At 62.3% G+C, this 23,092-nt stretch carries 23 protein-coding genes and 2 tRNA genes; 10 read left to right on the top strand and 15 right to left on the bottom strand.

Annotation, left to right across the window (positions count from 1 at the left end):
* Positions 1-96 precede the first annotated feature (96 nt).
* Positions 97-573: a YbhB/YbcL family Raf kinase inhibitor-like protein gene (locus HY556_01055; protein MBI4392372.1), complete on the top strand. Its 477-nt coding sequence runs from the start codon at positions 97-99 to the stop codon at positions 571-573.
* Between the two features lie 133 nt (positions 574-706).
* A tRNA-Thr gene (locus tag HY556_01050) sits at positions 707-780 on the top strand.
* A gap of 203 nt (positions 781-983) precedes the next feature.
* On the opposite strand, the gene HY556_01045 is transcribed toward HY556_01050, so the two are convergent.
* Entirely contained in the window at positions 984-1,793 is an 810-nt protein-coding gene (locus HY556_01045; GenBank protein MBI4392371.1) for a CBS domain-containing protein, read from the bottom strand.
* Positions 1,794-1,819: 26 nt separating this feature from the next.
* The gene (locus HY556_01040) at positions 1,820-2,317 is read right to left on the bottom strand and encodes a CBS domain-containing protein (protein MBI4392370.1); all 498 of its coding nucleotides are present in this window, start codon (positions 2,315-2,317) and stop codon (positions 1,820-1,822) included.
* Between the two features lie 74 nt (positions 2,318-2,391).
* Between HY556_01040 and HY556_01035 the strand changes: the two genes are divergently transcribed.
* Positions 2,392-3,036, top strand: coding sequence for a Holliday junction resolvase (locus tag HY556_01035; GenBank protein MBI4392369.1), 645 nt, complete (start codon positions 2,392-2,394; stop codon positions 3,034-3,036).
* 296 nt (positions 3,037-3,332) lie between these two features.
* Here HY556_01035 and HY556_01030 read toward each other — a convergent pair whose 3' ends face one another.
* Positions 3,333-3,896 (bottom strand): hypothetical protein, encoded by a 564-nt coding sequence (locus HY556_01030; protein MBI4392368.1) that lies wholly within the window; start codon positions 3,894-3,896, stop codon positions 3,333-3,335.
* A 189-nt stretch (positions 3,897-4,085) separates the two neighbouring features.
* Here HY556_01030 and HY556_01025 point away from each other — a divergent pair, with 189 nt between their 5' ends.
* A complete protein-coding gene (locus HY556_01025) occupies positions 4,086-6,317 on the top strand; it encodes a hypothetical protein (GenBank protein ID MBI4392367.1) in 2,232 nt (743 codons plus the stop codon).
* Here the strand turns inward: HY556_01025 and HY556_01020 are convergent.
* A complete protein-coding gene (locus tag HY556_01020; GenBank protein MBI4392366.1) occupies positions 6,305-8,308 on the bottom strand; it encodes a DUF4332 domain-containing protein in 2,004 nt (667 codons plus the stop codon). The two genes, HY556_01025 and HY556_01020, sit on opposite strands and share 13 nt — an antisense overlap.
* Positions 8,309-8,551: 243 nt before the next feature.
* Here HY556_01020 and HY556_01015 point away from each other — a divergent pair.
* Positions 8,552-8,625: transfer RNA gene (locus HY556_01015), tRNA-Gly, on the top strand.
* A gap of 69 nt (positions 8,626-8,694) precedes the next feature.
* Here the strand turns inward: HY556_01015 and HY556_01010 are convergent.
* From HY556_01010 to HY556_00980, 7 genes are all read right to left on the bottom strand, one after another.
* A complete protein-coding gene (locus HY556_01010) occupies positions 8,695-9,081 on the bottom strand; it encodes a VOC family protein (protein MBI4392365.1) in 387 nt (128 codons plus the stop codon).
* 83 nt (positions 9,082-9,164) lie between these two features.
* The gene (locus tag HY556_01005) at positions 9,165-9,914 is read right to left on the bottom strand and encodes a YkgJ family cysteine cluster protein (protein ID MBI4392364.1); all 750 of its coding nucleotides are present in this window, start codon (positions 9,912-9,914) and stop codon (positions 9,165-9,167) included.
* A 47-nt stretch (positions 9,915-9,961) separates the two neighbouring features.
* A complete protein-coding gene (locus HY556_01000; protein ID MBI4392363.1) occupies positions 9,962-10,357 on the bottom strand; it encodes a PIN domain-containing protein in 396 nt (131 codons plus the stop codon).
* Positions 10,357-10,590: an antitoxin VapB family protein gene (locus tag HY556_00995; protein MBI4392362.1), complete on the bottom strand. Its 234-nt coding sequence runs from the start codon at positions 10,588-10,590 to the stop codon at positions 10,357-10,359. The genes HY556_01000 and HY556_00995 overlap by 1 nt, the downstream gene beginning before the upstream one ends.
* 126 nt (positions 10,591-10,716) lie before the next feature.
* The gene (gene rpl12p, locus HY556_00990; protein ID MBI4392361.1) at positions 10,717-11,013 is read right to left on the bottom strand and encodes a 50S ribosomal protein P1; all 297 of its coding nucleotides are present in this window, start codon (positions 11,011-11,013) and stop codon (positions 10,717-10,719) included.
* A gap of 53 nt (positions 11,014-11,066) precedes the next feature.
* Entirely contained in the window at positions 11,067-11,993 is a 927-nt protein-coding gene (locus HY556_00985) for a 50S ribosomal protein L10 (protein MBI4392360.1), read from the bottom strand.
* Positions 11,994-12,644, bottom strand: coding sequence for a 50S ribosomal protein L1 (locus tag HY556_00980; protein MBI4392359.1), 651 nt, complete (start codon positions 12,642-12,644; stop codon positions 11,994-11,996).
* 258 nt (positions 12,645-12,902) lie between these two features.
* Here HY556_00980 and HY556_00975 point away from each other — a divergent pair, with 258 nt between their 5' ends.
* The 5 genes from HY556_00975 (at position 12,903) to HY556_00955 (ending at position 17,570) form a co-directional block, all read left to right on the top strand.
* The gene (locus tag HY556_00975; protein MBI4392358.1) at positions 12,903-13,520 is read left to right on the top strand and encodes a hypothetical protein; all 618 of its coding nucleotides are present in this window, start codon (positions 12,903-12,905) and stop codon (positions 13,518-13,520) included.
* Between the two features lie 102 nt (positions 13,521-13,622).
* Entirely contained in the window at positions 13,623-14,528 is a 906-nt protein-coding gene (locus HY556_00970; protein ID MBI4392357.1) for a hypothetical protein, read from the top strand.
* 85 nt (positions 14,529-14,613) lie between these two features.
* Positions 14,614-15,282, top strand: coding sequence for a triosephosphate isomerase (locus HY556_00965; GenBank protein ID MBI4392356.1), 669 nt, complete (start codon positions 14,614-14,616; stop codon positions 15,280-15,282).
* A 2-nt stretch (positions 15,283-15,284) separates the two neighbouring features.
* Positions 15,285-16,664, top strand: a complete 1,380-nt coding sequence (locus HY556_00960; protein ID MBI4392355.1) for an orotidine 5'-phosphate decarboxylase — start codon at positions 15,285-15,287, stop codon at positions 16,662-16,664.
* Between the two features lie 6 nt (positions 16,665-16,670).
* The gene (locus HY556_00955) at positions 16,671-17,570 is read left to right on the top strand and encodes an Mrr restriction system protein (GenBank protein MBI4392354.1); all 900 of its coding nucleotides are present in this window, start codon (positions 16,671-16,673) and stop codon (positions 17,568-17,570) included.
* A 31-nt stretch (positions 17,571-17,601) separates the two neighbouring features.
* Here the strand turns inward: HY556_00955 and HY556_00950 are convergent, their stop codons facing one another.
* The 4 genes from HY556_00950 to HY556_00935 form a co-directional block, all read right to left on the bottom strand.
* Positions 17,602-18,543: a hypothetical protein gene (locus tag HY556_00950; protein MBI4392353.1), complete on the bottom strand. Its 942-nt coding sequence runs from the start codon at positions 18,541-18,543 to the stop codon at positions 17,602-17,604.
* Between the two features lie 37 nt (positions 18,544-18,580).
* Positions 18,581-18,988: an NUDIX domain-containing protein gene (locus tag HY556_00945; protein MBI4392352.1), complete on the bottom strand. Its 408-nt coding sequence runs from the start codon at positions 18,986-18,988 to the stop codon at positions 18,581-18,583.
* Between the two features lie 125 nt (positions 18,989-19,113).
* Complete coding sequence (locus tag HY556_00940; GenBank protein MBI4392351.1) at positions 19,114-20,853, bottom strand: winged helix-turn-helix transcriptional regulator; 1,740 nt, start codon at positions 20,851-20,853, stop codon at positions 19,114-19,116.
* A 671-nt stretch (positions 20,854-21,524) separates the two neighbouring features.
* Positions 21,525-23,090: a hypothetical protein gene (locus HY556_00935; protein MBI4392350.1), complete on the bottom strand. Its 1,566-nt coding sequence runs from the start codon at positions 23,088-23,090 to the stop codon at positions 21,525-21,527.
* Positions 23,091-23,092 lie beyond the last annotated feature (2 nt).

The raw sequence follows: 23,092 nt of genomic DNA, 5'->3' as shown, positions 1-23,092 counted from the left end.
CATCAGGGGCGTGTGACAGTACTACCGGGCCGTGGGGGGAAAACGACGCTCGTGTCGCTCCTCATCCTCGTCGCCGGCTGGATCGCAGGAGTCACCATGGACCCATTGACGGACTCACCAAAGGCGTTGACCATCACGTCGAGTGATTTCACCGAAGGATCCCCGATCCCGCGCGAATACACTTGCCAAGGGGAGAACGTCTCGCCGCCGATAACCATCGGCAACGTCCCCGCCGGCGCCAAGGCCCTCGCCCTCATCATGGACGACCCCGACGCGCCGCGCGGCACGTTCCTCCACTGGACGTTCTGGAACCTCCCCATCGAACGGGCGTCCCTTGCAAAGGACGCCGACCTCGAAGGTTTTGGGGCGCACGAGGGTCAGAACGGCGCCGGAAGGACCGGGTACACGGGTCCCTGCCCGCCGTCAGGAGACCACAGGTATTTCTTCAAGGCCTACGCGCTCTCGGAGCCGCTCGCCTTGGCGCGGGGCGCGGACCTAGCCAATTTCACGAAGGCGATGGAGGGGAAGGTACTCGCATGGGGCGAGTTGATGGGGAGGTACCAGAAATCCTGACGCTTGGACACGTCGAAGGGATTATCTAGGTGTGGGGCTTGGCAAGGATTGCGGCGAAGGCAGGCTTCCCGCGACCTGGAGTCGAGACACCAGATGCGAATGGGCGAGACAGGGCGGCGTAATTAACGCATTTGCCACCTTAGCTCAGTCTGGTAGAGCGTCTGACTTGTAATCAGAAGGTCTTGGGTTCGACTCCCAAAGGTGGCTTTTCATCAGAAGGGTCATCGAATGGAGCGAAGCGACATTCGATGAGAGGAGGACGAGCTTCGCGAGTCCTCCGAACTTGGGTTCGGCTCCCTGTGGCTCTTGAAGCCGGCCATCGAGCGACGCAGCAAGGGTCGAAACCTCGCGCACCCGGTTGATACCCTAGCCTAGAACACTTCCCTGAGCGGCGCGGGCCTAACGGGCGCCTAATGCCCGCTGACCTTATGGTGATTCGAGTTCGTTCCGCTCCTTATGAGGTCCGTCCTCGTGACCATCCCGGCGATTTTTCCGGTTCCATCGACGACCGGGAGCGCCCCGACGTCCTTTTCGAGCATCGTCTTCGCCGCGTCTCGTATCGAGGTCTCGGGCCTGGCCGATATCACGTTTCGGACCATTATGTCGTCCACGAGGAAGTTCTTGAGTTGCGCGGCCTGGTGGTTAGGGGGGTATTTTTTCTTGAACTCGTCGAGCCCCAGGGCGATGTCGTATTCGCCCACCATGCCGACGACCTTTCCTTGTTCTATCACGGGAAGCCTTTCGATCCCATGGTCTAACATCATGCGCCTCGCGTGCACCACACGCTCGCCCGGATGTACCGCGTGGAGGGTGCGTTGCATCACGGTGTGTAGTTGAGCGTGGCTGTCGACGAACTTCAAGATATCGGCCTTCGTGATTATCCCTTGGAGTCGCCCGTTTTCGACGACGGGGAGGAGTCCCACGTTGTCCTTCTTGCATATCTCGATGATGTCGCCGAATTCCGCGTCCGGCCCTACGGAGTGAAACTCCTTCGTCATCGCGGATGAGGCGTGAAGCGCAGACGCCTGCATCCCCTTGGTCTTTATCGACCCGAGCTCGTCTGCGATACTTCCATCGGTGATGACGCCCACGAGCTTTCCCTTCTCGGTGACGGGCACCTTGCTGATGCGGGCTTTCCGCATGGTCGAAACGACCATTTCGAGTTTCTCATCCTTATCGACGCTGATTATGTCGGTGGTCATCAGATCTTTGGCTTTCACGTCAATCGACCTCCTTTTCGGTCAAACTAATCTTCTGTGAGGCAGTCCTCGCAAAGGAGGAGCCCGTCTCTGCCCATGAGGCGGTCCGAGAGCGTCGAGCAGCCGTCGCACTTGCCTTGCATCGGGCCAGAATCCGCCTGTGGCCGCACACGGTCCAACTCGCTAGTCGCCTCGATGAGCGTCGGTGACACGGCGAGAAGGTCCCTCTCCGTCACGATGCCAACGAGTCTCGTCCCATCGGTCACGGCAAGACGCCGGATGCCTAGGCGTAGCATCTTGCGCGCCGCATCGAAGACGTCGGTCTCGGGTCCTATGGTGACGACAGGGGAGGACATCACATCGCGCACGGGCGAATGCCCGTTGTTCTTGGCAAGCACCTTCACGACGAGGTCGCGCTCCGTGATTATCCCCACGGGCGCCCCATGGTCGACGACGATGAGGCTTCCCACGTCGTTTTCGGCCATTATCCTCGCCGCATCGACAACGAGGGCCTCGGAGGGGATCGTGACCGGCGAGGTCGTCATGATCTCACGCGCAGAAACCCGTTCCAACATACTTCCCTCGCTGTGTATTACAAATCGGTCTCGCGGGCTATTAAATGCTTTCTTGGGGCGTCCAAACGGGGTGCAAGGTCGGCCCTCGTCTAATTGACGAGCGCAGGCCTTCACGGGCGGGACCCAGCCGCCACGCGGGAACGGTGCAATTAAAGACGCAAGATGGGCTATCCGCGACCGTGTCTTCGGTATTCGAACGGGAACTCAAGGGCCTCTTGTCAGGCGATATGGATGTGGTGAGGAAGGTGACGGGTGCCCTCGACCAGGATGTAGCGGATAGTTACGGGCGGATCGCGAAGCGCCCCTTCATGGTGGTGCGCGCTGCGGGTTCGCTTGGCGTGGACCTGGTGGCGCTACGAGGCGACATCTGCTTTCCGATCGAGGTGAAGGCCTCGAGCGGGATGACGATCCATCTTAGCAACACCACGCAGATGAAGGTGCAGGCCCAGAAGATGCTCACAGACTGTGGCCGGGCCGGCATAGTCCCGCTCTACGCTTACCGGAAGAAGAACCTGCGGGGGCGTGACCCGTGGCGGTTCTATTCGCTGCCTGCCGGCGGTTTCACGGGGGCGATGAGGGTCCTTTACGAGCGGATCCCGAAGGCGGCTGTGAGCGATGGGGGGAATTTCATCCTCCGCTTCGATGAGGGGATGCCTTTGGCGAGCTTCATCGAATACATGACGGGATAGGCTCGGTTCGCAGCAAGCGCCGACGGATCGGGTCCTAGGGGGGCGGAGGGCACCGACCCGGTTGTTCTTCCCGCGGGGTGCTGACAAAATGTTTACATACTCACAGGTTACCAAGGGTAAGTGGAGCAGGGACACGGTTTCCAATAAACCGCCGCTCACGGTATCCTCCATGATGCGTTTATCCCTGCTCCGCCTATGGCGCTCCAGCCTCCCGGACGCACCCTTGTCTACGCTCGCGCCCTAACACCGGAAAGTGCGAGGGAGGTGGCCGATCATTCTCGCCTTCGTGGCCTGTCTCACTCTTTTTCGAGCGGTCTCAACACCACGTGCCTTTCGACGACGGAGCCTCGCTTGAAGACGACGAGTGCGAGGATGGAGATCGCGACGAACACCAGTATCGCGGCTTCGCTTCCGTTGAGGAATTCGTAGAACGTCGAGACCGTGGGCGGCCCATCGAAGGTGCCGGGTGCGACATCCACGATGGGCGTGTTCGTGCGGGTGTCGACGATGACGGAGACGTCGATGAAGAGCGTCTGGTTGAAGATGGGGTAGAAGGGCACGATGCCGCCGGCGAATGAGTCCATGATGAGGTGGCTTGCGACGTAGATGGACGCGATGTAGAAGTTTTCGCGCAGGTGCGCGTGGCGCTGCAGTCTTCCCGAATCGATGAGGTATATCGGGACCGCGACGGCGGCGAGGATGAAGACGTTGTGCAGTGAGGCGCGGTGGATGCCGAGGAAATAATCGATGTCGCAAAGGAAGGTGAGAGGCAGGAGCGCGAGGACTTTTCGCCAGTCGAAGCGCCGGCTCGCAAGCATCACGAGCGCGGGGATGGTGGCGTGGATAACGAACGACGGCACGCTGGCGTAATGGCGTTTCCCCTTAATGCCCGCAACCAGATTGCGTACGTACTTGTATCTACGTCACGGTTGCCCGCTCCCGGTCTTTGCTCTCATCCAGCCCGGTACGTCTTCCCTTGAAGCTCGGCCGTACAACAAACGCCAAATATCCCGCACAACTGTGCTTTAAATACTCGAGGCCGACCCCAGTTGAAACGCGACCACGTGAGACCAGCCGTCGCCATGCTGTTGCTAGCCGCGGCCATAGGTCCCATGATCGTGACGCCGGCCTCCGCCTGCGGCGGCGTCCCCTGCGGCTACATCAATCCGATAATCACCATCAACGTCGAAGGTGTGAGCGGGAAGACCTTCGACACCAGCGTGGGGCAGGCGCTTCGCTTCACAGGAAGCATCACCTACACCTTTGACGCGAGCCAAGAAGGCTTCACGGCGCCGAACCCCGGCGAGGAGATCGTCATCACGTTCGAGTTCCCGAGAAAGCCCGCGTGGGCGGACATCGCCGTCGAGCCCAAGTCGATAGACGTGCCGATCCTCCCCCAGTACTTCGAGACCGACAGTAGTGACCCCCAGAACGTGAAGATGATCTACCGCTTCACGAGCCCGCTTTCCATCGAGGTCCTCGAACGGGAGCGTCCGACGTTGCCGCCGGAAAGGCCCACGGTCAAGGCGACCATTTTCGCGAAATCCAGCGAGAGCGGGTTCTACAAATCCGGTTACGGCTTGAAACAGTTCAAGCTCAAACCTATCGACGCCGAGTACGCGAGTATCCCTGACCCCCTTGCGGGGCTCAACGTGAAGGACTACGTGGGAAAAGACCTCCCGCCCGTCACCCGGTCGTTCGGCACCACGTCCGTCTCACTCCAATCCACGACCCCGATGAACCTTTGGTCACCGACCGGCTTCGAAGTGACCATCGCCGACACGCGCGGCGACACTAGTGGAGCGACGGTCATCGCGTCGCTTTCCACGGGAAGCGGGGAATTGCTTCACTCGACGGGAAGCCTCGAGGCCGTCGGCGGCAAGGTGGGCTTTCGCCTTACGTTTCCCGAGTCCGGGCTCCACGTGCTCTCCGTCGCAAGCCTTCCCCCGCCTGCCGGCGCCGTCACTTGGGACCCGTTTGTCGCGGTGTTCGAGGTCCCCATCGGCTTCGACGATAGTTACGTCGTTCCCGGGAAACTCTACACGGCGACGTATCGGGAGTTCCCGCGCGCCTTTTCGGCCGACGCCGCAGGGAAGTACGGGCAGTACGAGAGGTTCATCGAGATCCCGGTCTACGACGGGATACGCACGATCGAAGTCGGGCTCACGGCCGGAAACACCGCGCCCGGGGCCCCCGGCGACGCCTCGAACGGCGCCGGTTCGTACTCCGCGGAGATAATCGATCCCCAGGGCAAGACGATCGCGACGCAGACGTTCGGCGCGGCGAACCCCGCGAGGGCGCTCGCCGTCGATGCCGTCCCGTCGACGGGCGTCTACCTCTTGCACGTCTACGGCACCGGCCTGTCGCGTGGCGCGACCGGCGGTTACTACGAAGCGAACGTCCGCGCGACCTACGATGAGAAGAACGTATTCCCGCCGATTCCGCTCGCAAGTACCGCCGACGTTGGCGCGGCATCGCTCGGGCCCGTCGGCCTCCTCGTCGCACCCACCGTCAACGCCGCGTGGCGACCCGTCCCGTGGAAGATAGGCCTTTCCGACGCGTCCCAAGGCGGCGACCTGTTGCTCACCGTCTCGGATCCCGAAGGGAGGATCGTCCACAACTCCGGCCTCATCGTCGGCGTAGGCGCGGCGGAGACCATCGTGACGCTGCCCGCGCACGGGATATTCCACGCGTCGCTCCTCTTCCTCGACCAAGTGCGTCCACAGGGCCCACACCGGGACGCCGTGCTAGCGACGTTGCCTGTGCGCGTCGGCTCGACGGAGACGGCCGACGACTCCTTCGAAGGGGCGTACGAGACGATGAACAAAGCGCGAGTAGCCTCTTCCGGTCCTTACGAGCGGACGATGCCGCTAAGGCTCTATCCGGGCGTCAGATCCGGCATCGCGTCGGTCGAGGTCGGGGGCACGGGCTCTTTCGTCCTTGGAGCGGCGCTCATCGACGCGTCGGGGCGCGTCGTGAAAGGGACGGAACTCGACCAGTCGAAGCCACGCGCGACTTTCGACCTTGCCGGCCTTTCCGCCGGTGATTACGCGATCCGCCTCTCCGGGCGTAGCGCCGCGACGCCTGCGAACCCGATCGAGATAGGTGCGAAGACCATGGTCGAGTACGCAGAAGCTGTCGTAATCCCCAATCCGCTCTACGAGCGGCCGCTTCTCCCGCTTGAGAACCGACCAGCGAGGACGCCTGGCGTGGAGACCGCTCTCATGCTCCTCTCCATCGCGTCCGTCGCCTCGCTGTCCCGGCGCCGTCAGGCGCGCTGAGCCGCTTCTATCCAGGCGGCGACCGATGGCTCCGATATGTCGATCTCCTCTTCGGCGATCTCAAGGTCGCGTGCAGCGTTCAACGCCTTTTCGACCACTGCCGTCGTACTGGACGACGCGAGATGCTCGGTCGAGACGATGCCTGCCCGTACCAGGACCTCGGCCTCGCGCATGGGCACCTTCGCATGTAGCGCTAGGTCGGCGATCCCCTGCCACCGGCTCAAGAGCCGCGCGCTTATCCCCGTCCTCTGGCTGAAACTCTCGATGTCGAGGTCCAAAAGGTCCACAAGCGACTTCACGCCGCCCTTGGCAAGGCGCACGCCGTAAAGGGCTCCGATCCCGGGCACCTTCGCAAGCTCCACGTCTTGGCCCTGGATCGTTCTTCGGCGACGGCCTTCGGGCTCGACCGCTTCCTCGACGTGGGCGCCGACCGGACCACCGAGGCGCTCCTCCGCTTCCATGTCGACGGTCTCCGCCTCGAGAGTCTCTCCTTCGGCTACCTCGGCCTCCATCGCGTCGACCCCAACGGCCTCCGCCTCCAGGGGTTCCGCCTCGACGACTTCGACCGCTTCAGCGGTCTCGGCGACTACCTCGGCCTCGGAGACCTCCTCAAAGGTCTCGGTCGTTCGGGCCTCTGGCTCGTGCATCGCCGGGGCCACTGGCGCCTCAGGCAGTTGGCTCGACTGGGATGGCGCGCCGGGCTTCCGTTCGCCCTCCTCCTTGCCTCGTTTCTTCTTGCCGAAAGGAAGGGCGATCTTTGGTAATGCGAATCTGCGAGCTGGCTTCTCCGGCCGCGCCGTTTCCGGCTGATGCCGGGTCTCGGGCGGCGTCGGCTCCTCGGGCAAGGGCGAAACGCGCGCCTCGATCGCCTCGGATTGAGGTTCGCTTCGCGTCTCTTCGACCATTGGCGCCTCCCAAGGCGGTCGGGTGGGCTCCTCTTCACCGAGCACTTCCAACTCGGATTCGGGACCCTCCTCGCCAAGGACCTCGAGTTCACCATGGGACTCGTCTTCGTCAAGGACCTCAAGCTCCGAGGCTTCAGGTTCTTCCGGCCGGGCCCACTGCGCGTCGTGACCCGTGTCGGGGACCTCCTCGAACGCCTCAAGCGGCTCGTCCTCGACAGATTCGAAGGCGTCCTCGACGGCGCGCTCCTCCGGCCAGGCCGTCTCCGGCGGCGCCTCCGTTCGGCTTTCGGGCGTCTCGGCCAAACGATCCAATCCCTCGACCTCGGGTGGGGGGGGGCTCTCGCGGGGCGGTTCCTGTTCCGGCACGATGCCTTCGGGCTTCGACTCGGTCTCCCGGCGGGCGAGCTCCGCCAACGGGTCTTCCTTGATCAAGGCCTCAGGCGACGGCGCGTCGTCCGGCCTGTTCGCCTGGGCGAGGAGGTCGTCTGCCCACTTGTCGTCACCGAGTTCCCAATCGAAGCCCACCGGCTCGTAGTCCGATTTCCTGGAAAGGGGTTTGTCCGCGGGGCGAACGACACTGAAGAAGTCGTCCACCGCGCCTGCGCTTTCCGCCTCGCGCCTGGATTTTCGCTGCGGCCGTTTGACCTCTATGACCGGTTCGTCGTCCGTCTCCGACATGGCTGGCGCCATCGCCGGTGCCGCGCTGTCTTCCCTTTGGAGACGTTCCTGCGTCACGACGGCCGGCGGCTCGTCTGAAGGAGTCGAGGCGGCCGCCGGCTCGGTCGGCTGCGTGACGGCGGCTTCTACCGGTCGGGGCTCCTCCATGGTGATGGTCGCCGGCTCTTCCTTGGCCGCGAGAGGCGGCGGCGTCTCCCCGATTGGGACGACGGGCTCTATCCCGAGTTCCGGTTCCGGGCTTTCGACGAGGACTTTGCGTCTCACGATCTGCTTGTGGGCGACGGTGCGGGTTATCCGGCTGCAAAGCGAGCAGAACAGTTCCTGGTCATCGCAAGGGATGCGAAGGCAGGCGTCGCAAGGGACGTAGTCCAAGACGATTCGGAGCTTCTCTATTTCAGGACTGGCCATCGGAGCACGCGGACTATATGAATGAGTCAGGGGCCTCTCTATCATAACATTTGCCGAATAAATCCTGAATCGGCACCCAATCGGCGCACTCATTTATTTATAAGGAGATTACAATTGTCCGCCCGAATTTTAGGCACGCACGCAACGACGCGACATCGGCAATCCCGCAAGTGTAGTCTAACCTGCGCCGCAAGCCTGATTGCTTGCGTCTCGGTTAGCCTACCCCAACAGCCATAGGAAAAAGCAAGTGTAGTCTAACCTGGTTAGGACTCTAGCCTTCCAAGCTAGTAATCCGGGTTCAAATCCCGGCGCTTGCATAGAAAAAACCAAGTCGCCCCGGCAAGGACCGGGGCGCTTGTCGATCGGAACTTTGGCAGCTCGTATCCTTACTTCGCGTTCTTGTCGTCCTGCCAGACGCCAAAGACGTTGCCCTCGGTGTCCTTGCAGTAGGCGACCCATCCCATCGTCGGGACGGCGCGCTTCGGGGCGACGATCGTGCCGCCGTTCGCCGTGACCTTCTTGAGGTCGGCGTCGAGCGTCTTCGTGTTCATCGTGCAGATGAACGCGCCGCGCGGCCAGCCGGGCACCGCTTTTGCCGGCATGAGGCCGCCGTTTATCCCCTTCGTGTTGTCGTCGCCCGTATTGATGGTCCAATAGGGTTCCGGGCCGGGCATCGTCGCGAACTTCCAGCCGAACGTGTTCTTGTAGAACTTCTCGGCGCGTTCGACGTTGTCCGCCAGGATCTCGAAGTGTGTCGGTCTTGTCGTGGTCATGTTCTCACTTGCCCCCAACCGGGGCCTTTCCCGATGCCCAGCCCCTCGTAAAGAGGTTTTGGGCAGGTGGCCGAAGAACCTTATCAATGTGAGGGGGGACGCAGCCGGGGCGCTGCATCGCCCGGAGGAACCGTTTCGAGCGAAAAGATCTTCACTTGATCTTCAACGTCCGTCTTCGAGAACATTCCGCAGGCCCCCATCGCCATGTGGAGATCGATGCGGCGCCGTTCGACCATCGCGTCGACCGCTTTTTCCGAGAGGTCTTTCACCGGGCTCAACCCGCCGCTTGCCACCATGAAACCAAGAAGTGACGAGACGCGAGCGGTCACGTCGCGGATCTTTAGCGCGTGGCGGGCGGTATCACCGTACGCAGCGACCAACGTCGCGGTCGCGTCATCGTTCGCGGCCGGCACCACGACCTCCGGGCAGAACGCCGTGAAACCCATGTCGCGGCCACCCGGAAGGACCGGGAACGCCCCGCAGACGAGAGGGCGATCCTCATAGATGGTGCACACTGGAGTCTTGAAGAACGGGCAGCTGCGGTTCAGGACCTCGTAGACGAGCACGACGGCTCCAAGTTTCGCGTCCGCGAAGACCATGGCAGGGGCCGTGCGAAGCGGCAACCCGCGCGCCTTGGCGATAGCGGAGAGTTTCTCGCGCTCCCACGCCCACAGCTGTATGCCGCCCGTCGTGGCGAGCGAGTAGACGCCGGGGCGCTCGAGTGCTTTGAAGTCGCGCCGACCCCCCACTCCGGCGGCTCTGCCCTTTAGGTCGGTGCAGCATTTCTCGCACTGGGTGCATTTGAACACGTGGAGGGCAGGGGCCGAGCCCATTGGTTCGTGGAGAGACAGACCCCCGCCTTAACGGTTGGGGCGATCCCCTAATAATCGAGAAGATGGAGCCCGGACACGAGCCGGAAATGGCGCGTGTTCCGCGTCACTATCGGCTCCCCGTGATGAAGGGCCGTGGCGGCGATCATCACGTCGGAGAGGCCGATAGGCGTGCCGGCTTCCTCCAAGTCACCTTCAAGCCTTCCAGCAATCGCGGCAATGTCATGGGTGAAGGCGTAGGTGGCCGCCCCTCGCAAGGCCCGATCTACGCGGGCCATCTCGGCGGCGGGCCGCCGGGCGCGGGCCACGCCGTGATGGAGCTGCATCACGGTCACGCTACTCACGGCCAGCGGCTCGTACCCTTCTGCCAAGGTACGCAGCAGCTCGGCGGCCGGTTCGACCCCCCGCGTGAGGTCTATGACGAAATCCGTGTCCAGCACCACCATCAACTCATCCGCCGGGCGATCCGATCCATGTCCTTTCGCAGCCGACGGTCGAAGTCTTTCTTGGCCTTTCGTAGCTCGTCCGCGGTGCGGTCGTCAAAGATTCCAATAAGGTCCAGAAGCGCGTACTTCCCCGTCAACCGGTTCACGACGTCGCTGAAACTCTCGCTCCCGCGCTTGAGGCTCGCCAAGCGCTTGTAGGCGTCGGTGGTGAGGTTGATCGTCTTCGTCGCCATGACGTGTGTGTATGTATGTGTATGGGCTTAAGCCTTTGCGCCGCTTGCGCTCGATGAGAAAAAGAAAATGGTGTTTGGGCCGGTCTGCCGGCCCGAAACGAAATCGAAGAAGGTCGAAGAACGGCTCTAACCGAAGAGAGCGCCCAGACCGGCCGCCGCCTCGTCTTCCGAGACCTCTTCCTTCTTCTCTTTCTTCTCCTTCTTGTCGTCGCCACCGGAGGGCGCTGCCGCCGCGGGCGCCGCGGCCATCGCCGCGGTCTTGATCGCCGCTTCGATGTCAACACCGTCGAGTGAGCCGACGAGGGCCTTCACGCGCGTCTCGTCGGCCTTGACGCCGGCGGCGGTGAGGACGCTCTTGACGTTCGCTTCGCTGATCTCCTTCTTGGCGGCGTGCAATACGAGCGCGCTGTAGACGTATTCCATGTTTTTCAGCTCCTGTGGACCTTTGTTCGCATACTGTGTGATTCTCACGACGACTATCCGAAGAGGGATCCCAACCCGCCCATCGCCTCTTCCTCGCTTGGTTGTTCTTCCTTCTCCTTCTTCTTCTCTTCCTTGCCCGACTCGCCCGCGTCGGCCGCCGGTGCTGCGGCACGGCTTGCGAGCGCGGCCTTGATGGCCTCGCTCACGGCCTCGGGGTTCTTCTCGAGCATGACGGAAGCGAGCGCCAACGCCTTCGAATGGCTCACACCGACGAGCATCTGTATTGTGCCCGGCTCCGTTATCCCGGCATAGACCGCTAGGTTCACGGCCTCCTGGTGGGCCTGTAGGAGTTTTCCAAGGTAGTCGACGGAGAGGCTGTCAGGGCCGTAGACGAGTCCCTCGTCGTAGGCGGCCTTTAGGTCGACGCCGACGATGAGCGGGAAAATCTCGAGGCGAGTGAGGGCCGCGGCAAGTTCCTGCGGGATGCGTTCGCCGGCCTTGACGACGGTCTTGTCGCTCTTGATGACGACTTTGCCCTGGTCGATGGCGGCCGGGATGCCGGCCTTCTGGAGTTCACCGACGATTGGGCCCGGCTTGAACGGCGTGTCCCCTTTCTTGACCATGATGTCGGCGGGGGCGACTTCGCCGCCTCGCGCCGGGGCGCTGCTCTTCGAGCTTTCAAGCTTCCTGTAGAGCTTGAACGGGCTCATGTTCGTGACGATGAGGGCCGTCTGGCCGTCGATCTTCTCGACGAGGGTCCCAAGTTGCGGGTGGTGCCCCTCCGCTTCCTTCAAAGCGAGGGTGAGGAGCGTGTTCTTGCTGACCTTTATCTGGGCGTCTTGGCGGAGTTGTTTGCGGATCTTCTGGATCGCGTTCGCGGGGATGCCCTCGACGTTGGCGATGGCGACGACGGAGCCGCCCTTGAGCATGGTGACGAGGCGCGCGACTTCCTCTTTCTTCGCCGGTGCGACGTGGGCCACTTAGCTCACCTCGACTTTCACGGCGGGCCCCATGGAGGCCTTCACGTAGACGCCTCCGAGGTTCTGCGCACCGTGCTCGAGCTTGACCGTCACACGGTCGATGACCGCGACGATGTTGTCCGCGAGATCCTCGGCGGACATCTCCTCCGTGCCGACGGGCGCGTGGAACGTGACGCGGTCGCGGCTTCGAACGCGTATGGCGTTCTTGAGGCCGTTTATCATCGGAGCGGGGTCGCCCTGCGGCGGCATCGGACGCGGCATCTTGCCGCGAGGGCCGAGCACTGTACCGAGCGTCTTACCGATGGTGGGCATCAGCGGCGCTTCCGCGATGAAGAAATTCATTTCGGTGGCGACTTTCCGCGCCTTCCTCTTGTCGCCGGAGAGCTTCTCGATCTCCTCCGGGGCAACGACGAGGTCAGCGACCTTTCGCGCCTTGACCGCCAATTCGCCGGAGGCGAAGACGGCCACCTTGGGTGTGCGGCCGCGGCCCTTCGGGAGGACTATCTCCTCGTCGATGCGGTTTTTTGGCACCGAGAGGTCGACACCCTTGAGGTTGATGGCGAGCTCGACCGTCTGCTTGAACTTCCTCTTGCCTTTGCTGGATTCGAGGACTTCGCTTACGGCCTTGATGACGTTTTTCTTGTCCACCATTGACATCGAACCTCCGTAGTTGGAGCGGACCGGATTCGACCGGTCGCGCCGGGCACGTTGCCACGCGAACCCCGCCACAAGGACGGAAACGGTTCTACTACGGCTGCGGAGTTGCGTCTATGATAAAAGGGGTTAATATAGATTTGCGGGACCGGGTTCGGTTCGCGAAGGCCGAATTGGCGGTCTGCGATTCTCATAGTACTTCACGAAAAAGTTGATGGTGGCTGAGCATCTCTTCCAAGACGGGAAGGCTGACCCATGCCAATCGACGAACTTAGACCGCGCGCCGCCACAATCACTGCCGTTCTCACAGTCCTCCTGATGCTGTCGGGCGCGCTGCCCGTCACCCCGGCCGCCGCGGCCCCCGACGATTTGCCGCAACTCCCGTGCGACGACTTCACTTATGTCGCGGGGCAAGGCCAGTCGTGTCGGCTCGACAACGGCCTGTGGGCGATAAAACGGCAGGACGGGGCGATCATGTACTCGCATGGGCCCGACCCTGCTCCGCCCGCGCCCGGTTCCGGCGGACCCGACGTACCAGCTGCGCCACCCGCGGCACCCGCCTGCGCCCCCTCGTCTGATCTTTATGCGGGTCTTCTCATCTACACCTATCCACCTAACAAGACGAACCGCTCTTCGACGATGGTTCCGAGCATTAGGTCGATGATGAACCAGGTGAACGGAGTTCTCCGGGAAGAGGCCGCCGAGTTCGGCTATGTGGCGAACTACGAGATGCGATGCCTCTCCGACGGGACGACGCTTCGCGTGGACAGCGTGATGCTCGACACCGTCTCTGGAAGCGACACGTTCTCGTCGATCACATCCGAACTTGCCTCCCGTGGCTACACAGACTACAGGACGAAGTACTGGGTCTGACACGACGACGGCGTCGGCGGCTACGGGGGACAAGGGAACATCTGGGGCGACGACCGGTCCATCATTGACAACTACAACAACGGTTACTCCGGCGCGGGCGCCATGTACGGGATAACCTACGGGTTCAGCGACTACACGATAATGATGCACGAGAACGGCCATAATCTCGGCGCCGTCCAGCTCACGGCACCGGATTCGTCGGGCGGTTGGCACTGCAACGACGGCCTCGACATCATGTGCTACTCGGACGGAGGCTCGAATTCGACATACACGACCTCCACTTGCACGGACCGCAAGCACTTCGATTGCAGCCACGACAGTTATTTCAGGCCGGGCGCGTCGGGCAACAATTACATCGCGACACATTGGAACATCGGGAACGTGACGACGGCGCGTTACATCCAGTACGCGGCGTCGACGCCTCCAGTGATGACGAACGTCACGTGCAACCCGAATCCGACGATCACTTTCAAAATCACCTCGTGTTCCTTCACCGCCACGACTACTATGCCGGGCGTGTACCTCATGGTAAACTGGGGCGACGGCTCCCCTGTCGAGCGCGTTCCGGCATCAGGGAGCAAGGAATCTGGCGATCCGGCGGTAAAAACTCATACGTGGAGCACGACGGGATCGAAGACGGTATCTGCAACCCCAACAGACACGGGCAATCCGGCCTTGACCGGCAGCGCGCTGAGTATGACGGAGGTCGTGAATCCGCCGTGCATCTCGGTGGGCGGTACGCTGCTTATCGGTCTCAATGGCGTGGCCGTCGACGGCGTGAGTTCCCGCGACCACTCAGTCGCGTCCTCGTGCGGCGGAAAGACCTACCGGATCACGACGACCATTGGAAATGATTTCGACCAGTGCTGGTACACCGGCGCGACGCTGATCCGCTGCGACACCGGACTTTCGGTGAACCAGACTGGAAGCATCCCGACGGGGACGACGCTCGTGCGCGTCGTTTACATGCTGGGCGTGAACGGGGCGTACGGGCTCGTAGAAGTATGAGGGACGAGGCGGGATCGCCGCAAGACCCTTCTCGTGAGCGGAAGACCGGCATAAGGTTAAATCCGGGGCCTCCTCATTCCGCCCGTTGACAGGCGCTCCAGTCATCATAGTCAACTTCAAGACCTACCCGCAAGCGACGGGCGACGGTGCGGCGAAGATTGCCACCGCCCTCGGCCTCGTCGACGGGGCTCGCGATACGGTGATGCTCGCGGCCCAGGCGCTCGACCTGTATCGGCTCTCCGGCAAGGGCCTTCTCGTTTTGGCGCAGCACGTCGATGCGACGCAGCCGGGCCAGAACACGGGGAAGGTCACCACCGCGGGAGTCAGGGCGGCAGGAGGCCACGGATCGCTTCTAAACCACTCGGAGCATCCGATCGACTGGAAGACCGCCGCAGACGCGGCGGCAGCTCTGCGCTCGGAGAGCCTTTTGAGCGTCATATGCGCAAGAGACGTGGAGGCCGCGAAGGTGGCCGCAGGGATCGGTCCGGATTTCGTCGCGGTGGAGCCGCCGGAACTCATAGGGGGGAATATCTCTGTCACGACGGCCGACCCGAACATCGTCAGGAATTCTGTCGATGCCGTACACCTCGTGAATCCGAATGTGCGCGTCTTGTGTGGTGCCGGTGTCAAGGACGGCCGGGACGTTGCGGCGGCGTTGAAACTCGGGGCAGAAGGTGTGCTCGTCGCTTCCGGCGTCGTATTGGCCCGTGATCCCGCGGCGGCGCTCACCGATCTCTTGGAGGGTTTGAAGTAAACATGGCGCGAAAGTCCGCGCGCGCGTCCACGATAGGCACGCGCAAAGCGACCGCTTCGTCCCCGGCGTCCGCGAAAGCATCAAAGGGCCAGCGCGTGAAACTCCAAGTCGCCCTCGACCTCGTGAACCTCCATCGCGCGCTCGAAATCGGGCGCGAGGCTGTCGCGGGTGGGGCCGATTGGGTCGAGGCCGGTACACCCCTCATCAAGTCCGAGGGACTCGACGCGGTGCGCTCGCTCCGGAAGGAATTCCCAAGTAACGACATCGTCGCCGACATGAAGATCATGGACACGGGTGGACTCGAAACGGAGATGGCCATCAAGGCCGGCGCGTCGGTCGTTGGCGTGCTCGGCGTCTCTGATGACGGCACCATCATGGAGGCCGTGGAAGCGGCGCGAAAATACGGGGGCAAAGTGATCGTGGACCTCATCGGAGTCAAAGACACACCGAAACGTGCGGCCGAGGCAGAAAGACTCGGTGCGCACCTGGTCGCTCTCCACATCGGCGTCGACGAACAGATGAAGGGCGGCTCGCCCATCGAGATGGTACGGGACGTCGTCAAAGCGACGTCGCTACCCGTCGCGGTCGCGGGCGGCCTCACGTCCGAGACGGTGGCGCCTCTTGTCGAGGCTGGCGCCTCGGTAATCATCGTGGGCGGAGCGATAACCAAGGCGAAGGACGCGACTGCGGCAACGCGCGCGATCCGCAAGGCCATCGACGAGGTCAAATCGGTGCCGAGCGCCGGCATGAAGAAGTTCTCGTCAGCGGAGATCCGCGAGGCGCTCATGATCGCCAGTTCCCCGAACGTGAGCGACGCGATGCACCGGGAGGGCGCCATGGACGGGATCAACGCGGTTCTCATCGGAGCCAAAGCGGTGGGACCTGCCCTGACGGTGAGCACGATGGACGGCGATTGGGCGAAACCCGTGGAGGCGATAGACCAGGCTGAACCCGGGACCATCATCGTTGTAAAAGTGCATGGGGACAAGAGGGCCGTGTGGGGGGAATTGGCGAGCCACACGTCGAAAGCGAAAGGACTCGCTGGCGTCGTCATCGACGGTTCGATACGCGACGTGGACGAGATCCGGCGGATAGCGTTCCCAGCGTGGGCCCGCCTCATCCGACCGAACGCGGGCGACCCGAAGGGCTTTGGCGAGATCGGCGTCGAGATAGAAGCCGGCGGGCAACGCGTTCGCACCGATGACTGGATCGTCGCCGACGAGAACGGCGTCGTCGTGTTGCCGCGCGAGCGGGCGCAGGAGATCGCGAACCGCGCCGTCGACGTGAAGGAGCAGGAGGACCGCTTGAGAGAGGAGATCGCGCGGGGCTCCACTTTGTCTAAGGTCCTCAAGTTGAAGAAATGGGAGAAGACGGTGGGGTGAAGACGGTTGGTGGAACTTGAGAAAAAGCGCGTCGGGGAATTTCAGCGGGCTGCCTTCGAACTCCTTCTTCATCATCCTGACGGCCTACACGTTCAAGAAATCGTGGCCGAACTTCCCAGAATCTTGAACCTTACGGATTTTGAAAAGGCGCCTTATCCCAAGGAGCCCAACGTACCGCGCTACACAAAGATAGTACGATTCGCCACCATCTCGACGGTGAAGGCGGGATGGCTAATAAAAAACAAAGGGCGGTGGACCCTCACTCGCGAAGGGAAAGCCGCCTTTGAAGACTTCACGGACCCCGAGAAGTTCAACGACGAGGCACGTAGACTTTACAAGGAATGGAAATCGACGCAGCCCGAGTACCTTGATGACGCCGACGACCCTCAAGGCCTTGAATCAGCCGCGGCCCTTACAACGGCCACCTACGAGGAAGCTGACGAACTCGCATGGAGCCAGATTGATCAACACCTTCGGTCCATGCCGCCCTATGACGTCCAGAGAGTAGTGGCCGCACTCCTTCGCGCTATGGGTTATCATGTCTCCTGGCTTGCTCCCCCGGGCAAAGACGGGGGCGTTGATATTATCGCCGGCAATGACCCCCTCGGCACAAAGCCGCCGCGCATCAAGGTCCAAGTCAAACGCCAGGTGCAGAAGGTGGATGTAGAAACCCTACGATCGTTTCTGTCCCTTCTCGGCCACGACGACGTCGGCCTCTACGTTTCAATCGGTGGCTTCACCAAGGATGCCGAGGATTTGGCCCGCGCGCAAGAAACGCGGCGAATTACGCTCTTGGACGCAGACCGATTCTTCGATCTTTGGATCGACCACTATGCGAAAGTTCGCGAGGCCGAACAAAACCTGTTGCCACTAAAGCCAATTTGGTACTTGGCGCCGGTGGAATAGGCCCGTCCATCTTCGCGGCCAGGAGGCGGCCTCATAGCCCAAGGAGCAACGCAGCCGTCACGATAGGCGCCACGATGGTGGCGGCCCCTCCCAACCGGTTTATCTTCGAATTCATGTCCGGCCTCTTCCAGACGTCCTGGTTGATCTGCAACACGGTCGTGACGACGAGACTACCTGCAAGGAACGTGTAGGTCGCGATCATGATCTTGTCCATCAGGATGAGGCTCCCGAGCGGCGGAAGGGACGAGGTCTGGCTGATGTGGAACATGACTGCCGAGATGAGCATCGCGGTCGAGAGCCCGACGCGGTTCGCGATCTTGTCGGCGCCGAAGAAGAACGAGAGCCCCGACACGGCCATGAAGACGAGCGGGGGAAGTACCGTCTTGATCGCGGTCGATGTGGGCTCGCGGACGATCGTGACGTCGAAAGAGTAGCGCGAGTAGTCCTCCCCGAACGGGTACGCCTTCGTGCCGTTCGACGTCGCCACGTTCTCGATCTTCCAGCCGGATATCCTGAAATCCTTGTCAACGCTCTCGGGACCCGTGAGCGGATGGTAGACGAGCTCATCCGTCGAGTGGACGGTGTCCTCGATCAATAGGGCGACGTCCTGGCGGTCGAACGGGTAATCGCGGAACACCGGTTCGTTGTACAGGTTCGCCTGCACGCGATACCAGACCTCGCGCTGCCCGCTTTCCAGGATGTCGTCGGATATCTTCTCTTTCGAGGAGGCCCTCCCATTCATGAACTCGAACGCGAGCGGCGTGAAGTTCGACGGGGCCTTCGCGGGGTCCCAGCGGAACCAGATGTACGAGTCGATCGTGTACGTGCCCTTGTTCACGTCGTAGTTCCCGAAGGAGATGACGTAAAGACCGACGCCCACGTCCACTGGCTCGCCATTTTTCTGCGCGAGGACCGGCGTGAAGAAGATCGTCGTGAGGGCAAGACCGGAAAGGATCAAGACCGTGGCGCGCACGAGCGCGCCATCGGATTGTCACTCTTAATATCTCCCCTTATTGTGCGAGGACGCGGGAAAGGCTTTCGGATAGACCGGGGACGCAAGGCTTCTCGGAAAGTCCCTCGGGGCGTACCCATTCGATCGCCGTGTGCTCCCAATCGAGTCTTACCTTCTGCGGCGCCATGGTCTCGAAAAGGAACGGGTGTATCACCCACGCGATGCCGAGGTCGCCGTCCTCCAGGGTCCACGACGGCCCCTCCGCGAAAAGCGTCACATCGCCTTCGGAAAGGCCCGTCTCCTCGCGGATCTCGCGAAGCGCTTGCTCCCGGGCAGTGCACTTTTCGATGTGCCCGGCTATCGTGCCCCAGAGGCCACGGTAACTCCCGACGCGGTTCGACCGGCGAAGCAAGAGCAGCCTCCCTTCGTGCCGAACGAAGACCGTGACGACCGGACGGGCCTGCATCCTGACCGACTATGATTCGGCGCCTATGCTCAAAAAGCTTTACCCGGGGCCGGCACCTCGGATCCCACAAGAGAGAATCATCGACCGCTCGGAATAATGAGGAGACTGGAGGCGCCTGGGCGGACTTATGCCGCACCGCGCTCGCCGGGCGGAGCCTCGCCGCCTATGGGCGTGCCCGGCAACTGGAGGTTCAAGGTCTTCCACCCGTCGCCCGCGTAATGCCGTGCGAGCCTTCCTTCCTTCACCCTGCGGACAAGGTTCGCCTCTTCCAACTTGCCGATGTGCCAGGAAACGAGGCTCGGCGTGATGCCGATGGCCTTGCTGATGTCCTTCTGCGTGATGCCGGGGTTCCTGAGTATCTCTTGGGCAATCTTCGCGGTGGTCGGGTTCTTCAACGCCGCGTACATGTCCTTGTTCTGGGAGAACCCACCGGTGTTCGCGAAGAACCGCTTGTAGCGGCCGGAATACTGCGCGGTAACGAGTTTGTTCGTCTCCAGCATCCGAAGATGGTACACGGTCGTGCCCCACCCTATCTGCGCCCTGGAACTGATCTCGTGAGCGTGGATTCCCGGCTCTTCGCGGATGAGATTGTAGATCTCCTCCCGTTTGCCGTGCTCCAGCACCTCGTCCTTCGCGATTCGCGTGTAGAGCGGTATGAGAGGCACGGTCGCGAGCCATTTGAGGCGAGGCCAGAAGTAAGCGGCAAGGCCAAGGCTTGAGGTCGCGGCGGTCGCGGCGACGACGCCACGCGCGAAGCCTTCGTCCTCGACGATCGGGGGCGGCGTCGGGGGTATCGGCGGCGCGGCATCGTTGAGTACCTGGAAAGTCAGCGTGGTCCCGCCCGAGCGGTGGGAGCCGGCGTCGATCCCCATCACGGTCATCTCGCCGGCGATCTCCGTGTCCTCGCCCACGAATTCCGTGAGGTTCCCGTTGATCGCGGCGGAACCGGTGGGGTCTTTGAAGTCCATTAGCCCCTTGTATTGGACGACCTCGCTTCCTTGCGAGAAGGCGCGCATGGGCAATGAGCTTTGGATATCGTAGCCGCCGGTCCAATCGGTCAACACTATCCACGTGACCGTGACCACTTGCCGGGTGGGGATGCCGTTTTGCATGTCCGTGTAGGCGGTCCTGCCGGCCATGAGTTCCGTCGTTCGGCCATCCGGCTTCGACAGGTCGTGGAACTGCAACTTGCCGTTGAAGATGTAGATGTGCGATCCACCCGAGACGGTGGCCAACCCGTTCTCCAACTCGAGGTACGGCCGATCCTTTTCGAACCGCACGCCATACGGTTGGCATACCCTGCTCCCGCACTCGGTCTCCGACCAGATTTCGGATTGGGCCGTCGCGTAGATGTAGCGCCTGGACTCAAGCGCGCTCAAAGTCGAAGAGTCGCCCTCTTCGATGGTGGAGACCTCGAGGGTCCCGCGGGTCACCGGAGCCTCCTCCGCTATCCCCTGGCCGAGGCGTGCCACGAAGACGAAGTCGTCAAGCGGTTCGACCCGGACGTCTGAGAGCGGCCCCTCGTCCGCGTAGTCCACTTCCACCGGACTTGCTTCGGGGTCGAACTGGCACGAGAAAGTCGGGGGGTTGCTGAAGTCGACGACGGTGCACTCCGTCGTGTAGTTGTAGACCTTGATCTCGGCAAAGGGGATGCTGCTGGCCGAGAGGCTGAACTCGTCGCCCGCCACGTCTCGGCCCTCGGGTGCCCATGCGACAAGCCACCCGGACTCGAATTCGGCCTTGGTGTCGCCGAGCACTTTGAAAGGCGCCTCGACGGACAATTCGGTCGTCTCGGCGGCGGCCAGCGGGAAAAAAAGCAAGATTACCGTGACCCCGACCAGGACGGCCTTAGAGACCTGCCTCATCGGCTCAGATTCCCTCACGTGGGCTTATAAGCATTGTGTACCGGTGGTTGAAACGTGGGAATTGAAATAATCGGTTTCCAAGGAGGGAATCGGCGTGATGACGTGAATTGAAACGTCGAAAAGGGTGATTCGTGTCCATGAGCGAGGTGCTGATTCTTAGACGGTGGACTTCACGCTTCGGTGCCCACTAGTGGTGACCATTGCTTCGCGCACGGCCGACACGGCTCGTCGTTGCGAGACGCCGGCACGGATCCATGTGCCAAACACGGGTGCCACTGGGTTCGCAAGGCGGCAAGGCGAGTTCATGGCATGGTACGAGTCCCGCGAAGCGAAGGCAAGAAGCGTATGACGTGATCGAAACGGGAGGAGTGTGACGGGACGGCGATGGGAGAGTATTACGTGATGCCAGGGGGAAGAATCTGGAGAATGAAAGGTTGCGTAGCGGACGCCGCGCGTTGAACGCGGCCTAGTGGGGGTTTCCGCTACGCGAATGACAAAGGCGACTGCCGCGCAAGCGTCGTCGACACGTCCCAACGGGTCGCCCACGGGGAACGGACCGGGAATCGCGTATCGGCGCGACTTACACTTACCATGCAATCGCCTTTGTCATTAGGCTGGAGGAGGCCGGATGCGCGAGGACGGGTGAAGCCCATCGCGCATCCTGGTCACATTCATTCGGGTGCTTTGGGCGCCTCTTCGGGCTCATCCGGGCAGTCCGGTTCTTTTGCCGCGGGGCCGTTGACGACGTTCTTCACGACGTGGCGGTCGTAGGTCGTCCACTTGACTTCCACGTGGTCGGGCATCGAGAGGGTGTTCTCCGCCACGATCTTGTAGGCGCCGGCGATCCAGTTCTCGAAGTCCACGGGCCTGCAGTAGCCCCCGTCGGACCAGTAGGCGCCGCCAAAGACGAGTTCGGCGTGGCTCCAGCAGACGTCTCCCTTCTGCGACGAGATCGCGACGCGGTGTTGTACGGAAACCCCGGCGCCGCCCACGAGGAAGTCGAGGGGGGCCGCCGGGAGCTTGAACTCACCGGTCGCCGCCCTTCCAAGCGCGGGCGACCAATCGTCGTTGAGCGTCACGTTGGCCGCGCCGGTGCGGAATCCGAGTTCGCGCAGTTGCGCTACCGCGGGCGCCGCTCCAGTGACGCCGAGTATGACGCCGTGGGGCTGGTTCGAGTATCCGAAGTGCCGCGCGTCCTCGACGATGACCCACTCGCCGGGCGAGGAGATCTTGACCTTCACCACCGGCGAATCGCGGCCATCGAGCCTCACAAGCTGGCTCGACGAATCGTGCGGACCGATGAGCCGGACGACCGCGTCCCAAGAGTGGGTGGCGATCACGAGTTCATCGGCTCCCTCGACCACATCGAAGGCATAGGCCGTGTTCGCGTGGGGCAGCGTCCCATAGATCTTCGCGCCCTCGAAGCCCGGACCGGGCGCCACGTGAGGCCTGACCTCATCCGCGTCCACGGAATCAAGGTCGGGCCGTTCGTAGCTCGCGGTCACGACGAATACCGTTCCTTGGAAACTGTCGGCGCTGATCCTCGCGTCGTATTGACCGGAGGCGAGGTTCGCCGGCGTCGTGTGCCGCTCGCCCTTCCACTCCGTCCAAGCGCCCGGTTCGGAGGCCCGCCCGTATTCGTCGATGGCCGTGTGGACGACGCCTTCGGAGCTTGACAGTTCGGAACGGAAGTTCGTCGCGTCGCCGGTGTACTCGATGGCCGCGGCCTTCGGGACGTCGTCCGCGTTGAAGCTCGCGATGGTCTTGAAGCCGGATCCGCCGTCGGATTCGGCGATGGGCGTGAAGTCGTACTTGACCTCGAGTCTCACGAGGTCAGCCGTCGTCTGGGCGCGCCCCTTCTGGGCGACGGCGAGCGCGCCGTCCTTGAGATCATGGACGAAGAGGACGTAGGCGCCACTGCCTTTCACGAGGACGTCGGCGGTCTTCCATTGAGAGTCAAGTTCGTAATAACCCACGAACCTGTCGAGGCCGTCATAAAGAGCGAAGGCCGCACCGGGGTCCGCTCCATCGGCCTCCGACGGCGCGAACCGTATCTGGACGCGCTCCGCCCCATCGGCAACACCGAGGAGGTAGGCACTTCTCGACTCGATCGTGCCCGTGTACTCGGTCCAATCGCTTCCTTGAGCAACTCCGACTGCGACTGCAAGAAGAGCGGTCGCGGCCAATATCGCACCCAATTTGTGTTTTCCTGCCAACTGCATGATGCCACCTCGCATCT

Source organism: Euryarchaeota archaeon (assembly GCA_016207515.1).
Lineage (GTDB): Archaea > Thermoplasmatota > SW-10-69-26 > JACQPN01 > JACQPN01 > JACQPN01.
The sequence above is the reverse complement of the archived record's forward strand: the minus strand, read 5'-3'. Positions and strand labels throughout refer to the sequence as shown.

What these genes read in the sequence shown, in the direction of transcription:
- HY556_01055 (MBI4392372.1), top strand. Translation starts at nt 97, where the DNA reads ATGGACCCATTGACGGACTCACCAAAGGCGTTGACCATCACGTCGAGT.
- HY556_01040 (MBI4392370.1), bottom strand. Translation starts at nt 2,317, where the DNA reads ATGACGACCTCGCCGGTCACGATCCCCTCCGAGGCCCTCGTTGTCGAT.
- HY556_01035 (MBI4392369.1), top strand. Translation starts at nt 2,392, where the DNA reads ATGCTTTCTTGGGGCGTCCAAACGGGGTGCAAGGTCGGCCCTCGTCTA.
- HY556_01020 (MBI4392366.1), bottom strand. Translation starts at nt 8,308, where the DNA reads ATGGCCAGTCCTGAAATAGAGAAGCTCCGAATCGTCTTGGACTACGTC.
- HY556_01010 (MBI4392365.1), bottom strand. Translation starts at nt 9,081, where the DNA reads ATGACCACGACAAGACCGACACACTTCGAGATCCTGGCGGACAACGTC.
- HY556_01005 (MBI4392364.1), bottom strand. Translation starts at nt 9,914, where the DNA reads ATGGGCTCGGCCCCTGCCCTCCACGTGTTCAAATGCACCCAGTGCGAG.
- HY556_01000 (MBI4392363.1), bottom strand. Translation starts at nt 10,357, where the DNA reads ATGGTGGTGCTGGACACGGATTTCGTCATAGACCTCACGCGGGGGGTC.
- HY556_00995 (MBI4392362.1), bottom strand. Translation starts at nt 10,590, where the DNA reads ATGGCGACGAAGACGATCAACCTCACCACCGACGCCTACAAGCGCTTG.
- rpl12p (MBI4392361.1), bottom strand. Translation starts at nt 11,013, where the DNA reads ATGGAATACGTCTACAGCGCGCTCGTATTGCACGCCGCCAAGAAGGAG.
- HY556_00980 (MBI4392359.1), bottom strand. Translation starts at nt 12,644, where the DNA reads ATGGTGGACAAGAAAAACGTCATCAAGGCCGTAAGCGAAGTCCTCGAA.
- HY556_00975 (MBI4392358.1), top strand. Translation starts at nt 12,903, where the DNA reads ATGCCAATCGACGAACTTAGACCGCGCGCCGCCACAATCACTGCCGTT.
- HY556_00970 (MBI4392357.1), top strand. Translation starts at nt 13,623, where the DNA reads ATGTACGGGATAACCTACGGGTTCAGCGACTACACGATAATGATGCAC.
- HY556_00960 (MBI4392355.1), top strand. Translation starts at nt 15,285, where the DNA reads ATGGCGCGAAAGTCCGCGCGCGCGTCCACGATAGGCACGCGCAAAGCG.
- HY556_00945 (MBI4392352.1), bottom strand. Translation starts at nt 18,988, where the DNA reads ATGCAGGCCCGTCCGGTCGTCACGGTCTTCGTTCGGCACGAAGGGAGG.
- HY556_00940 (MBI4392351.1), bottom strand. Translation starts at nt 20,853, where the DNA reads ATGAGGCAGGTCTCTAAGGCCGTCCTGGTCGGGGTCACGGTAATCTTG.
- HY556_00935 (MBI4392350.1), bottom strand. Translation starts at nt 23,090, where the DNA reads ATGCGAGGTGGCATCATGCAGTTGGCAGGAAAACACAAATTGGGTGCG.